The sequence below is a fragment of the Clostridium sp. CS001 genome (genome assembly GCF_020443565.1).
Lineage (GTDB): Bacteria > Bacillota > Clostridia > Clostridiales > Clostridiaceae > Clostridium_AD.
Genome location: NZ_JAIZZN010000004.1, coordinates 71,594 through 86,131, shown reverse-complemented (window position 1 = coordinate 86,131; position 14,538 = coordinate 71,594). Strand labels below are relative to the sequence as shown.

General features: G+C 31.8%; 13 protein-coding genes. 8 read left to right on the top strand and 5 right to left on the bottom strand.

The window, feature by feature from the left end; translation table 11 throughout:
* The first annotated feature begins 12 nt into the window (after positions 1-12).
* From LGK97_RS04415 to LGK97_RS04400, 4 genes are all read left to right on the top strand, one after another.
* Positions 13-1,416: a PLP-dependent aminotransferase family protein gene (locus tag LGK97_RS04415; protein WP_226258534.1), complete on the top strand. Its 1,404-nt coding sequence runs from the start codon at positions 13-15 to the stop codon at positions 1,414-1,416.
* Positions 1,417-1,478: 62 nt separating this feature from the next.
* Positions 1,479-2,156 carry a HEAT repeat domain-containing protein gene (locus tag LGK97_RS04410; RefSeq protein ID WP_226258533.1) on the top strand — a complete coding sequence of 226 codons (678 nt, stop codon included), beginning with the start codon at positions 1,479-1,481 and terminating at the stop codon, positions 2,154-2,156.
* 14 nt (positions 2,157-2,170) lie between these two features.
* On the top strand, positions 2,171-2,812 hold the full coding sequence (locus LGK97_RS04405; protein ID WP_226258532.1) for a YigZ family protein: 642 nt from the start codon (positions 2,171-2,173) through the stop codon (positions 2,810-2,812).
* 183 nt (positions 2,813-2,995) lie between these two features.
* The gene (locus LGK97_RS04400) at positions 2,996-3,736 is read left to right on the top strand and encodes a YebC/PmpR family DNA-binding transcriptional regulator (protein ID WP_226258531.1); all 741 of its coding nucleotides are present in this window, start codon (positions 2,996-2,998) and stop codon (positions 3,734-3,736) included.
* Positions 3,737-3,791: 55 nt separating this feature from the next.
* Here LGK97_RS04400 and LGK97_RS04395 read toward each other — a convergent pair whose 3' ends face one another.
* The gene (locus LGK97_RS04395) at positions 3,792-4,502 is read right to left on the bottom strand and encodes a Crp/Fnr family transcriptional regulator (protein ID WP_226258530.1); all 711 of its coding nucleotides are present in this window, start codon (positions 4,500-4,502) and stop codon (positions 3,792-3,794) included.
* Between the two features lie 257 nt (positions 4,503-4,759).
* On the opposite strand from LGK97_RS04395, the gene LGK97_RS04390 reads away from it, so the two are divergent.
* Positions 4,760-5,758, top strand: a complete 999-nt coding sequence (locus LGK97_RS04390; RefSeq protein WP_226258529.1) for a M42 family metallopeptidase — start codon at positions 4,760-4,762, stop codon at positions 5,756-5,758.
* Positions 5,759-5,877: 119 nt separating this feature from the next.
* Here the strand turns inward: LGK97_RS04390 and LGK97_RS04385 are convergent, their stop codons facing one another.
* Positions 5,878-6,177: a hypothetical protein gene (locus LGK97_RS04385; RefSeq protein ID WP_226258528.1), complete on the bottom strand. Its 300-nt coding sequence runs from the start codon at positions 6,175-6,177 to the stop codon at positions 5,878-5,880.
* Between the two features lie 342 nt (positions 6,178-6,519).
* On the opposite strand from LGK97_RS04385, the gene LGK97_RS04380 reads away from it, so the two are divergent.
* A complete protein-coding gene (locus LGK97_RS04380; RefSeq protein WP_226258527.1) occupies positions 6,520-8,184 on the top strand; it encodes a ribonuclease J in 1,665 nt (554 codons plus the stop codon).
* Positions 8,185-8,288: 104 nt separating this feature from the next.
* Here the strand turns inward: LGK97_RS04380 and LGK97_RS04375 are convergent, their stop codons facing one another.
* The 3 genes from LGK97_RS04375 to LGK97_RS04365 form a co-directional block, all read right to left on the bottom strand.
* Positions 8,289-9,404 (bottom strand): amidase domain-containing protein, encoded by a 1,116-nt coding sequence (locus LGK97_RS04375; RefSeq protein WP_226258526.1) that lies wholly within the window; start codon positions 9,402-9,404, stop codon positions 8,289-8,291.
* A 12-nt stretch (positions 9,405-9,416) separates the two neighbouring features.
* Positions 9,417-10,355 (bottom strand): M15 family metallopeptidase, encoded by a 939-nt coding sequence (locus tag LGK97_RS04370; protein ID WP_226258525.1) that lies wholly within the window; start codon positions 10,353-10,355, stop codon positions 9,417-9,419.
* Between the two features lie 228 nt (positions 10,356-10,583).
* Complete coding sequence (locus tag LGK97_RS04365; RefSeq protein WP_226258524.1) at positions 10,584-11,453, bottom strand: SDR family oxidoreductase; 870 nt, start codon at positions 11,451-11,453, stop codon at positions 10,584-10,586.
* A gap of 269 nt (positions 11,454-11,722) precedes the next feature.
* On the opposite strand from LGK97_RS04365, the gene LGK97_RS04360 reads away from it, so the two are divergent.
* Positions 11,723-12,691 carry a methyl-accepting chemotaxis protein gene (locus LGK97_RS04360; RefSeq protein WP_226258523.1) on the top strand — a complete coding sequence of 323 codons (969 nt, stop codon included), beginning with the start codon at positions 11,723-11,725 and terminating at the stop codon, positions 12,689-12,691.
* A gap of 360 nt (positions 12,692-13,051) precedes the next feature.
* Positions 13,052-14,329: a DEAD/DEAH box helicase gene (locus LGK97_RS04355; RefSeq protein ID WP_226258629.1), complete on the top strand. Its 1,278-nt coding sequence runs from the start codon at positions 13,052-13,054 to the stop codon at positions 14,327-14,329.
* Positions 14,330-14,538 lie beyond the last annotated feature (209 nt).

Below are 14,538 nucleotides of genomic sequence, written 5' to 3'. Positions count from 1 at the left end.
AATGGTGAAGACATGCATAAATTTGAAATGATACTTACCAGTGATATTCCAAAATACATAGAAATATCAAGGCACATAAAAAAAATGATTGATGAAAATAGTGTGGCTGATGGCGAGAAATTACCATCAATAAGGAAACTATCAAAGTTGCTACTAGTTAATGAGGTTACTATAGTTAGTGCTTACAAGAAGCTTGAAGCTGAGGGATATGCCTATCAAAAGATGGGTAGTGGTACCTATGCAAAAAGAAGAGATACAAACATTAAGTTTAAGAAGGAATATTCTAACACTTTGAAAAAGATTTCTGGAGAAGACCTTAAAAAGTATGCGGATTTTACTGGAGAAACCAACAGTAGTGAGTTTTTTCCTGTAACAGTATTTAAAGATGTGCTAAATGAAGTATTGGATAGAGATGGTGCAGAGGCTTTTGCTTATAAGGAGTCCTTGGGATATGAAGGACTTAGAAACAGTATAAGTACTTTCTTTTGGGGAAATAAGGTAAATGCCGAAGATATACTTATTGTTTCAGGAGCTCAACAAGGTATTGATATAGTAGCAAAATCTATAATAAATGTTCATGACAATGTAGTTATAGAAAAGCCAACTTATGGTGGGGCCTTAACTGTGTTTAAATGGAGGAGAGCTAATATATTTGAAGTTGATATATTAGAAGATGGAATAGATTTAATGCAATTTGAAGATATACTAAAAAAGAATAAAATAAAATGTTTTTATGCTATGAGTTATTTTCAAAATCCTACAGGAGCTACATATAGTATAGAAAAAAAGTTAAGAATATTAGATCTTGCAGAATTATATGATTTTTATATCGTTGAAGATGACTATCTATCTGAGTTAATATATGACAATAAGAAATATAACAGTTTTAAAAGTTTAGACAAATATGATAGGGTTATTTATATAAAGAGTTTTTCTAAGATATTTCTTCCAGGAATAAGGCTAGGATATATGATATCTCCAGAAAAGTGCAAAGAACATATTCAAAACTCAAAAATTAATACAGATATATCAACGTCTAGTCTTATGCAGCGCGCTTTAGATTTATATATAAATAAAGATCTATGGAAAAAGCACATGGGCTACCTCAACCTGGCATATAAAGAGAAATATGACTTTATGATAGAGTGTATAGAGAAGTATTTAGAAAATAAAGTTAGTTACTATACCCCTGGAGGAGGAATTCATTTTTATTTTAAGATAGCCTCGGATGTTAAAATTAACTCAATGGAATTGTTTTATAAATGTAAAAATAAGCAAGTATTAATTACACCAGGAGTATTATTTTATAAGAATGCACAAGAAGGCAATAATTATTTTAGATTAAGTTTTTCAGAAACACGAAAACTAGAAATAGAACAAGGGATTAAAATCATTTCAGAAATGTTATGTATCTAAACATGACAAATATATAAATGTTAATTATATAAAAAATAGCTACAAGGTAAGGTGATAATTTTTTGAAGGTTGGGCTTGTGAACATTGATTGGAATTGCATTGATAAATACTCTGATGAGGAGATATCTTATTTCTTATTTTTAGAGGGCAAAACAATGGATGCAATATGCAGAATTAGAAGTTTAGATAATGCTATTGTGCAAAAACACATAATAGAAGGCAAAATAAAATATAGGTTTTTAGTGCAAAGCAATGATACTTCTCAGCTTTTTAAGAGCATTGCTAAAGCAGGGAAAGAAGATAAAATTTATTTTTTAAATTCATTAGAAGAAGATAATAAAAATAAGCTAACTCAATTAATAAAAACTACTTATGGGGATATGCTACCTAAAGACAAAGAGGCTGCAGTTTGGATTATAGGAGAATTAAAAGAATTATCTTGTTTAGATGTTCTAATTAAAGCTTCTGTGTATAAACACGTAAATGTACGGAGAATGGCGATTTCAGCAATGGGAAAAATGGAAGATATCAGAGCTGAAGGGGCTCTAATTAGGGCTCTTTCTGACGAAAACCCTCAAGTTATAAGTTATGCAATAAAGTCTTTAGGTAAAATAAAAAGTGAAAAAGCTATTTCAACGATAAAACATATATACAATAATACAGATGAAAAATATATAACAGATAAAAAGTATATAATTGACGCTGCAGAGAAGTTTTTACTCATAATGGAACAAATATAGATAGGAGAATTTATATGAGTTATTTTACGATAAAAGATGAAGCAATGGCTGAATTTGTAGAGAAGAAGTCTACTTTTATTGGACATGCGAAAAGAATTGAAAGCGAAGATGAGGCTAAAGAATTTATTCAAAAGATTAAAGGCCTTCACAAGGAAGCTAGGCATAATGTATATGCATATATGATTGGCGAAAACAGAGGGATACAACGATATAGTGATGATGGTGAACCTCAGGGCACGGGAGGGATACCTATGCTAGAGGTTTTAAAGAAAAATAATATTACGGATGTGATTGTAGTAGTTACAAGATACTTTGGGGGAGTTCTTCTAGGAACTGGAGGTCTTGCAAGGGCATATTCTAAGGGTACATCCATAGCCATTAAAGAAGCAGGAATAGTGGAAAAGGTTAAGGGCATTTTGCTTGAAGTGGTGGTTGAATACGATTTACTGGGGAAGCTACAATATTTATGTGTTCAAGAAAATATTCACATAGAAAATATAGAGTACACTGATAAGGTAAAGATTAAAATACTTTGTGAGTTTATTTACTTAGAAAAATTAAAGTCACAAATAATTTCAGTTACTTCAGGAAAAGCTTTATTTGAAGAAGATGAGTTAAAAATGTATTTTAAGATGGAAAACAGATTGTATGAATAGTAAAGGATAAACTTTATAATCTATAGAAAAAGTATTATACTTTTTTTATTTGAAAAATACTTTATGTCTATGCTATAATGGGAAATGTAGTGCTCTTATAGCTAATTCATAGAAATATTACTATTTATTAGGCGTGGTTAAAAAACATTTAATATATAAAATAGTATTTGGGAGGGATTTCAAATGTCAGGACATTCAAAGTGGCATAATATTCAAGCTAAAAAAGGCAAAGTAGATTCAAAAAGAGGGAAAGTATTCACAAAGATAGGTAAAGAATTAATAATGGCGGCTAAAAATGGCGGGTCTAGTTTAGAAATTAATGCTAAACTTAGAGATGTAGTTGCAAAAGCAAAATCTAATAATATGCCACTAGATACAATAACTAGAGCAATTAAAAAAGGTTCTGGGGAACTTGAAGGTGTAAGCTATGAAGAAATAGTTTATGAAGGCTATGGAGCAGAAGGTGTTGCTGTAGTAGTTAATACACTAACAGATAAGAAAAACAGAAGTGTGGCAACAGTAAGGCATGCTTTTGATAGATGTGGTGGAAATATGGGAGCATCAGGATGCGTAAGCTGGATGTTTGCTAAAAAAGGACAAATCATTATAGAAAGAACAGAAGCTATGGATGAAGATGAAATAATGATGATGGCACTTGAAGCAGGTGCTGAAGATTTCAATGCAGAAGAAGAAATGTTTGAAATTATCACAGCTGTGGAAAACTTTGGAGTAGTAAGAGAAGTATTAGAAGCTGCTGGATTTGAATTTGCATCAGCAGAACTTACAATGATACCAGATAACATGACACCTATTAGCATGGAGGCGGCAGTTAAAGTTCAGAAACTCATAGATATGCTTGAAGATGACGACGATGTTCAAGATGTTTATCATAATGCAGAGTTCCCAGAGGAATTTGAGGGATAAGTGGCTGATTAGAAAAGTGCGATGTTATTATGACTTCGCACTTTTACTATAATCGCTATTCCACATAGGATTTTAACATATCTAATTGTTTTATAATTAATAACTTATTACCCTTAAGACTTATAATGTCCAATTCTTCAAATATGCTAAGCTTTCTACTTATGGTTTCCCTTGTAACTCCCACATAATTTGCCATCTCTTCTCTATTTATTGGTAACTTCACTTGTAGCCCTTGGCTAGTCTCAACGCCATATTTTTCAGCAAACTGCAAAAGCATATAAGCAATACGAATTTCGGCATCCTTTGTAGCAAGATTTTGAGCTAGATTCTCGGTTTGTGTAAGACGATTTGTAATTACTTGAAGTAGTTTTAAAGAAATTTTAGGATTCCTCATAAGGATTTCATCCATGTTTTGTTTTGTAAGAGTACATACTTTTAAGTCCGATATGGCATGTACGTCAAAATTATAAGTTTCATTATTGCTAAAAAGGCTTAATTCTCCAAAAAAATCTCCACTAGTAAAGATATGGACAATTTGCTCTTTGCCATCCTTTGTAAGCTTTGATAGCTTTACTCCTCCTTCATTTATTATAAATAAAGTATCGGATTTTTCACCTTCACTACATAGCAATTCTCCTTTCTTGTAGAAATTATGCCCAGTCATATCTACAATTTTTTTTATGTCTTCATCTGAAAGAAAGGAAAAGATAGGTACCTTTTTAGCACAAAGAGTATCGTTACAAGTACTACAACCGCATTGCTTCATGTATTTATCACCTGCCAAATATATTTTTTAAAATAATCAATTTAACTCAGTTAATAATAACACTCATTCGTTAATTTGGTCAATTATTAAGTGTAAGCCTATTAAATTCAACCTCCTATGGTGTGGATTCTCCCATCCTCTTAGGTGGTGAGTAGTTGACATTAAGTTGCAACAGAATAAAAAACATGATAATATTGTATTATTGTAGAAATAGTATAATTATTCAAAATCATTAGTCAAAAGGGGGAAAAAGTAATATGACACTGAGTAAATTAACGCAAGCATTTGGGGTAAGTGGATATGAAAAAGAAATAAGAGAGATAATAAAGGAAATGGTTAAAGGATACGGGGATGAAGTAACTGTGGATGCCCTTGGTAACTTGATTGTTTTTAAAAAAGGGAATGGGGAAAATAAAAAGAAGATAATGGCATCCGCTCATATGGATGAAATCGGTTTTCAGGTTGTAAAGATAGATGATAAAGGTTTAATAAAGGTGAGAGGTCTTGGAGGCATTCCTGTTACCGCTACAATTATGAATAGAATTATGTTTAGAAATGGAACCGTAGGTATCGTTTCAAATTCTGCTAAGATAGAGGATGTTAAAAATGATATTAAAAAGCTATATGTGGATATTGGTGCGAAGTCAAAAGAAGAAGCATTAAAGTTCGTGAAGGTTGGGGATGTGGCATCTTATGTCGGTGAATACCTAGAGTTAAAGGATAACAACGTTACTGGAAAGGCTATAGATGACAGAATAGGTTGCTATATAATGATTGAAGCATTAAAGAAAATAGAAAATCCATACAATGATCTATATTTTGTATTTTCAGTACAAGAGGAGGTAGGACTCCGAGGTGCAACTGTTGCAGCTGAGAGAATAAACCCTGATTTAGGCATAGCAATAGACGTGACAGTGGCTAATGACTTCCCAGAGGCACCAATGGTAAGCTCTGCTTTAGGTGAGGGGACAGCAATTAAAGTTTCTGACGGCTCAGTAATATGCAATGAATATCTTGTGGAAGAAATGGTAAAATGCTGTGAAGAAAACACTATAAAATATCAATTAGATGTTATTGATGGTGGAGGCACTGATGCCGGTGCTATTAATAGATCTAACTTTGGTGTGCGTGCTGCTGGAATATCAGTTGCAACAAGGTATGTACACGGACCAAATTGTTTTGTTAACATGAAGGATACGCAAGCATCCATTGACTTATTAAGCAAATATGTAAATAGGGTTTTTGATTTTGAATAAAATATAAAAACATAGTATAATAAAAGCCCGTGATTTCATGGGCTTTTATTAATTTGCATTTAATGGCATAAAAGATTTATACCAGATATATATAAGTTTTCGACAATAAACTTATATAATTATATATTTTCAAATTCATTTAATGTCTTTATTTTATTTTCAACTTTCAATTTCTCAATCCTTATATTATCTAATTGTTGCAGTGCTTTTTTGTTTTCAGATTTTATGGTTTTGCTTGAACTATTTTGAAGTCCACTTTCTGCAAGTTCTAATGTATACTGTATTTCTTGCTCAATCTTACTTTTGTAAGCATCCTCAAACTCCTTTTCTACTTGGGTTAACTCTTCATTTAATGTTGTTTTCATACTGTCAATAACCTGCCTTGTAACTTCTGATTTAATTTGATCTTCAGTTTTCATAAAATTACAACTCCTTATACTTTTTTGTTTTAACAATTTTATAAAATGGACATGAACCCGCTATTTCTTTAGGTTAGTGGTAGTTCTTACTATTAGGATACTCATTAATTCTTTTAGTATTCTTTAGAATATTTTTGTGAGCCTATATCTTTTTAGTTTTGTTAAAAAACCTGTTAAATATCCAGAAAAGTTAAAAATAATTTTATGTTATGTACTTTTTTTCAATGTGCGCTTATAGTTATTTTGATTTTGTAGTAAAGAAGGTATTAATTTCATAATACAAGGCAAAATAAAGAAAATGAAATCAATAATATAAATTATATGAATAAAGGAGAGACTTAAGTGAAAAATCAAGAAAATTTAAAAATAATTCCTTTAGGTGGCCTTGGGGAGATAGGTAAGAATATAACTGCCTTTGAGTATGAGAATGAAATAATTGTTATAGATTGTGGTCTATCCTTTCCTGATGAGGAGATGTATGGTGTAGATTTAGTAATTCCAGACATAACTTATCTAAAGAATAATGAAGAAAAAGTAAAAGGTATTTTTTTAACTCATGGGCATGAAGATCATATAGGAGCACTACCCTATATTTTGAAGCAATTGAATGTACCTATTTATGGCACAAAGTTAACTCTAGGGATAGTTGAAAATAAACTAAAGGAGCACTGTATATTTTCAAGTTGTGAACTTCACAATATAAATGCTGGAGAAAGCATAAATCTGCAGAATTTTACAGTTGAATTCATAAGGGTTACACATAGCATTGCAGACTCCTGTGCCATTGCTATCCACACACCTCTTGGTGTTATATTACATACCGGTGATTTCAAAATAGACTATACTCCAATAGATAGATTAGTCATGGATCTTGAACGTATTTCAAATTTAGGCAGGGACGGTATACTACTCCTTATGGCAGATAGTACAAATGTGGAACGTCAGGGACATACAATTTCTGAAAAATCTATAGGAAAGACCCTAAACAGAATAATTTCTAGCGCTGAGGGAAGAGTTATAGTGGCCACTTTTGCGTCAAATATTCACAGAATGCAGCAAATTGCAGATGCTTCTGTAAAAAATGGTAGAAGAATAGTTTTTAGTGGGAGGAGCATGGAGAACACCTCACAAGTAGCAATAGGTCTTGGATATCTTCATATACCAGAAGATTATATTATTGGTATAGATGAAATTCGCAATTATTCCAGTAGTAACATTACAATAATAACTACTGGTAGTCAAGGCGAACCTATGGCAGGGCTTGCTAGAATAGCTTTTGGTACTCATAGAAAGATCAGTATTGAGCCAGAAGATCTGTATATTATTTCTGCATCGCCAATTCCAGGTAATGAAAAACTTATATCTAAAGTAATAAATGAGCTATTTAAAAAAGAAGCAGAAGTGATTTATGAGGATTTAGAAGAAGTTCATGTATCAGGGCATGCTTATCAAGAAGAATTAAAATTAATTCATACATTGGCTCATCCTAAATATTTTATGCCAATCCATGGTGAGCATAGACATTTAAGGCAACATGGCAAATTGGCAGAAAAACTGGGTATGGAGAAGAAAGATATATTTATCATAGAAACAGGGCAAGTTTTAGAAATTTCAAAGGAGGAAGCTAAAGTATCTGGACGGGTACATACTGGATCTGTATATGTAGATGGTCTTGGAGTTGGAGATGTTGGGAATATAGTGCTTAGAGATAGGAAGCACTTAGCAGAAGATGGTATGGTTACTGTAGTTGTTACCTTAGAGCGTGAAACTTATAGTATTATTGCAGGGCCAGATATAATAACTCGTGGATTTGTATATGTAAAGGAATCAGATGCTTTGATTAATGAAGTAAAAGAAATTGTTAGGAAAGAAATTAATAATTGTTTAAATAACAAAGTTATTGAATGGTATGTAATAAAATCTAACATAAAAAAAGCCATTGAGAGGTATCTATATGAAAAAACAAATCGTAGACCAATTATTCTTCCAATCATTATGGAGATTTAATTTTAAATAATTAAACAGTAAATATGAATTATTTTATAAGTTAAAATGATTACATATTTACTGTTTTTTGAAGATAAATATTCATGTTTCATAAGTAAGTTTTGTTAATAGTGAACTTTAACTAGCCAAAACTTAATACTTTTGTCGCTAAAGCCAAGATCCCAAGGTACTTTGTTTCTATCTGAATTATGACAGCTAACCAAGGAATATCCTCTAGAGTCAGCACCGGTCACAACAGAGATATGGGTTATGTCATTTTTCTTTTCATAGGCAACAAAATCTCCGGGAAGTAGCTTATAACTAGCCTTGTATACTTTGTCGTAACTACCATAAGCAATTACTGATGCTCTTCCACTGTTTATCATATATCTTTTAAATATATCTGCGTTGACCCAGGCACCTGTTGCTCCAGCTTTGTCATAGTTCCAAGAATGATTTTTTTTGAAATTACCACCTTCAAAAAGAACTTGAGATGCAAAGTTTGCACAGTCACCACCTTGAGAATTATAGTCCCTGTATTTTTTGTTATACATATACTCATGTTCTGAAGTGCTTGCAGCTCCGCAATATTTATCAGCATATATAATAGCGCCCTGTCTTCTTTTATTTATGGTGGATAAATCTCTTTTGCTTTGAGATAGTATATAACTTTTTATGGAATCTGCCTTAGTATTATCTAAGTATAGGGAGTCTGCAAAAGGATCCTTATACCATTCTTTAGATATTATTAATGAGCCATCTTTGTTTGTAAGCTGTAAAACGTGGTAGGTACCAATTCGTGAGATATTTTCAACTTCTGGCTGATCATCATATACATATTTATATTCTGTTGAACACAGTAAGTAAACAGAAAAATTATCAGGACTATCTTTGATTTTTTTTATTATTACAGTTGGTGCAATATCTATAAATTTAATTCCTTGTTTTTCTTGCCAATTACGAATGTAGTCCACCTTTCTTTTTTCATGTTCGTAAGCCCAAACACCGTATTTTGTCTTCATGTTATAAAAAGATTTTATTAATTCTAAATCTCCACTAAGAATAGCTTTATTCCTGCTTTGAAAAACCTGTTCTATATAACTAGAAACTTCTTCTTTTGAATCATCAGTAATAGCATAAACATAATTAGTAGTATATAGATGCATGAATAAAAGAAGTATGATAAATAAAATCAATCTAATTTTTAATTGTGGTAATTTTTTCATCGCGAAATATTTCATAATATTATACTCCTATTGCTTTATTAGTGTTTCGATTTTTTCCACAGCATTTTTTATTGTCACTTCATCTAAGGGTAGGCTTTCGTACCAGTATTTTTTAGAATCTACATTAGTTTTAAAATAACGAGCCTTTAAAATAAATTCAGGTCTATATTCGAAATGTAAAATATCAAAATGTGACCATTTCCCACCCCAAACGAATCCATTTTTTTCGAAAACCTCCACAAGCTCATTTGGATATGAGGCTAATCTCTTTCCACCTTCATCTTTCGACGCCCATTTCCAGTAATCTCTTTTATCACTAGCAAGATCAATAGCGATTCCAAAAGCATGAGGACTTAATCTACTTGTACCTGAAATTACACGATAATTAAAGGTTCCGCTACATGGTAAAAGACACTTTCTTACATTTGGATTTCTTTGGGACAAAGGAATTAATTCTTTCATTACATTTGCTAGAGAACGTGCTGCATTATTATTGTTATTAAATTGATAGTTGCCATATCCTACATTAACTTTTTTAAGGTTAGATTCTATAGTTTGTTTTGATGTTCCATAAACCTCTGACAATAATCCATAGCATCTAGAGCGACCAGGATCAAAGTTTTCTTCCATGATATTCTTAACTTCTGATAATGGATAAAATTGCTCAAGGGTGTCTTGGAGGTCCGGGTTTGCTAGTTTTTCTTGTGCATTTTTTTTTGTTTTATCATCGTATTTTAGCTTTTTCCCAGATTTCATTACTAAATATACATATCCATTATCTTGTTCAATATTTGTAATAAATTCAGGATAAGCTATCAATAAGCATAGTAGATCTTGCTTCATTGTCACATTGTAAATATTATTATCTTCATTATTTAAAGGAGCATTTACTGCTAAAGTCATCTGTGTTTTTTGAGTAAGAAGAAGTAAACTAATAAAAAGGATTAAAATAAATCTTTTTCTCATAATAATATCTCCTCTTTTAAAAGTTAGTAATGTTATTAAAAAAACTTGAGAAATCTATAAAGGTAAATTACATTTTCATAATACTTTTGATATATATAATTACCTGTGCGTCATTATTATATGTGTGGATAATCATGCCAGAGATGCCATGCATGTCAAGTGCCACCCAAGTGGCAAGTGGCAAGTTTTAAAATATACTACTCACTATGTGGCATACATTAGCGGAGATTATCCATTTATAACTACTCCACCATTTACATGAATAGTTTCGCCACTTATGTAAGAGGCACCCTCAGAAGCTAAAAACACATAGGATTCAGCTAATTCAACTGGTTGACCTGGCCTTCCCATAGGAGTGTTTTTCCCAAACTTACCAACTTCATTTGCACTGAAGGAAGATGGGATAAGAGGTGTCCAAATAGGGCCTGGAGCCACAGCGTTGACACGTATTTTCCTACTCGCTAAAGAAAGCGATAAAGATCGAGTAAAAGTAACTATTGCTCCCTTAGTTGATGAGTAATCAATTAAAGTTTTGTGTCCCTCATAAGCAGTAATTGAAGAAGTATTTATAATTGTAGAACCTTCTTTTAAGTGCGGTAATGCAGCTTTCACCATATAAAACATAGCAAAAATATTGGTTTTAAAGGTTTTTTCTAGTTGCTCTTTTGTAATATCTTCTATACTATTTTGAGGATGCTGCTCTCCAGCATTGTTTATAAGAATATCTATCTTGTTAAATTCTTTTATTGTTTTGGCAACTGCATCAATGCAAAAGGTATCATCGCCTATATCTCCAGATAGCAAAATACATTTCCTACCTTTAGCTTCAATTAATTTTTTTGTTTCCGTCGCATCTTCATGTTCATCAAGATACACTATAGCTATATCTGCACCTTCCCTGGCATATGCTAAGGCAATGGCTTTTCCAATGCCACTATCACCACCTGTGATTAGGGCAACTTTGCTTATTAATCTGCCAGAACCTATGCAATTTGGGTTTTCAAAAATAGGTTTTGGGTTCATGAGACTTTCCAAACCTGGTTGTTTATCTTGTTTTTGATCAGGTATATTCATAGGAAAATTAAAGCTCTCATTCATAAAATCACTCCTTATTCGAATAAAATATTTTTGTAGCTATAGTGTATGGTAAATCACTATTTATATTCACGTTGCTATAATCTATAAGTTTTATAATTATCTTGTGACCTAAATCACATCAAATTATTGTAAAAAATAATACAATTAGCCATAGAGAATTTTAAGTTGATCATAGAATCAAATATAAAAAGCAGTATTGATGTACATAAATAGAATTTTATATTAAATTAATACGGTTCAGTTATAATAAGTTATGGATGGTGAAAGCAATGTTTAATATTAAAAATAAAAAACTAAAGGATATAGAAGCAATAGAAATTGAGAATACAGGGGAAGGAATACAAAAACAAAATGATTTTAAACATGAAACTACTGGTTTTATTAATTCAATGAACAAGCTATTAAAAGATACATTAGAACAAAATCATGTAGTTAATGCTCAGCATGATGTTTTAGATGACCTTACAGAGAATATAAAAAATCATATGAATGTAATTGGTGATTTAACCAGTAGCACCAATGCATCTACTGATAGTTTATATGCAGAGGGCAACAAACTTATTGGTATTACAGAAGATACAGTAAGGAAATCCAATGAAGGTAAAAAAGCTATTGAGGAGATGTCAGAAATAATTCAGTCCTTAGAAAAAGAGAATAAAAGCAATACAGACAACATTAAGGAACTAGCAAGGAAGTTTAGCAAAGTAAATGAAGTGGTTGCACTTATAACTAATATAGCAACTCAGACTAACCTTTTAGCTTTAAATGCAGCAATAGAGGCTGCTAGAGCAGGGGAACAAGGAAAAGGATTTTCAGTAGTTGCCGGAGAAATAAAAAAGCTTGCTGAAATGACTAAAATTAGCACAAAGGATATTTCTAGTTTAATTGGAAATATTGAAGACGAAACAAGAGTAGTTCTTAGTAATTCAGCTAAGTCTAATGATGTTATTGGACAAAGTGTTAAGACATCTATAGAGGCCATTGACAAAATAGAGGACAGCTTATTCTCGGTAGAAAGAGTAGAGCAGGAAGTAAAAGGATTAATGGATATATTATGTATTCAAAAGGAAAATATTAAAAATATGAATAGCAAAATTTTTAATGTGGATGAAACACTTAAGATTACAACGGAAGCTATTGTTAAACATATTGGGGAAGCGGGCATCGTAGATAGAAAATTAGGCGAAATAAAAGATAACATTGAATTATATAATGAAAAGGTTATAAGAAAAATTTAAGGACATCAGGTGCCACCCACGTGGCAAAACATGCCACTTGCCACGTGGGTGGCACCTGTGCTTAAAATATGTTATAATTAGAAAATATGAGTGCAACCAATGTTTCAATTGAATAGTTATAAAATTGAAGTTGATATAAATGAAACATATTTATTTACACATCAAAGACCTACAAAGTCGGAGCTAAATGAAGATTAATCAGCCTAGATATAAAACTCATATCACTAATAATAGTGGTTTCTTAGATGCAATATAATCATGGAAGAAAGTTGTTGTTTCCAATTTTCAATAAAATTCATAACAGGATATGAGTGATTTGTGACATTTAAATTTCAAGGCACCACTTCCAAAGGAGAAAAAATGTTATTCCAAGACTTAAATCTTATTACACCAATAAAGAAGGCTTTACAAACTGAAGGGTATGTTGAAGCTACACCTATACAAGAAGCTGCAATTCCTCCAATACTTAGCGGAAAAGACTTTTTAGGTTGTGCTCAGACAGGCACAGGAAAGACAGCGGCGTTTGCTATACCTATATTACAAATTCTTTGTGGAAAACAAAAGGTTATAAAAGGACCTAAAAATATAAAAGCCTTAATACTAGCACCCACTAGAGAATTAGCAATTCAAATAGGAGAAAGCTTTACGGCCTATAGTGCACATATGAATCTTAGTAATATTGTTATTTTTGGTGGAGTATCACAAAAAAATCAAACAGATGCATTGAGAGACGGAGTAGACATTTTAATTGCAACTCCAGGTAGATTACTTGACTTAATGCAACAAAAATTCATAAACATACACCATGTAGAAATGTTTGTACTTGATGAAGCAGACCGTATGCTTGATATGGGATTTTTGCGTGATGTGAAAAAAATTATAGCGCAACTGCCTAAAATTAAGCAAACCATGTTATTTTCAGCAACTATGCCACAAGAAATCTCAAAGCTTGTGGATTCTATTCTTGTGGATCCAGTAAAAGTAGCGGTGACACCAGTTTCATCTACCATTGAAATTATAGAACAAGCAGTATATTTTGTTGATAAGAAAGATAAAAAATCCTTACTTATTCATTTGTTAAAAGACAAGGATATAATTTCTGCTTTAGTATTCTCAAGAACAAAGCATGGAGCAAATAAGATTACTAAAGATCTTAACAATTCAGGAATAGGAGCTCAAGCTATTCATGGAAATAAATCACAGAGTGCAAGACAACTTGCCTTAAATAACTTTAAAGATGGTACAACAAGAGTGTTAGTAGCAACGGATATTGCAGCAAGAGGTATCGATGTTGATGAATTATCTCATGTGATTAATTTTGATTTGCCAAATATACCAGAAACTTATGTTCATAGAATAGGAAGAACTGGTAGGGCAGGACTTGGTGGTGTTGCAATTTCCTTTTGTGATGAAGAAGAAAAACCATTCCTTAAGGATATTCAAAAGGTTATATCAAAGTCAATACCAGTTATAGAAGAACATCCTTATCCTGCAAGTAATACACCAGTAATAGTAAGTAAGGACAATAATGTTCGTAAACCTAACACTGGAAAATCTCGCTCAGATAGTCATCCTAGGAGAAACGGCAGAGCTCAGTCTGAAAGACAACAATCCCCAACTACTAAATCAACAAGATAAAAAGCATAAAGCCAATGATTATTAAAAACAATCATTGGCTTTACTAATCCATATTTTAAATTTCATATGGACTTAAAAATAGTCTCCGTTCTTTGCTCCAGCAATACTGCCTACGCTTAAAGGTACCGGTAATCTATTGATTAACATAACTAACATCTCCCTCTTTTTAAAGTTTAATGTTTGCTAGTTGACTATGCTAATAGTATATC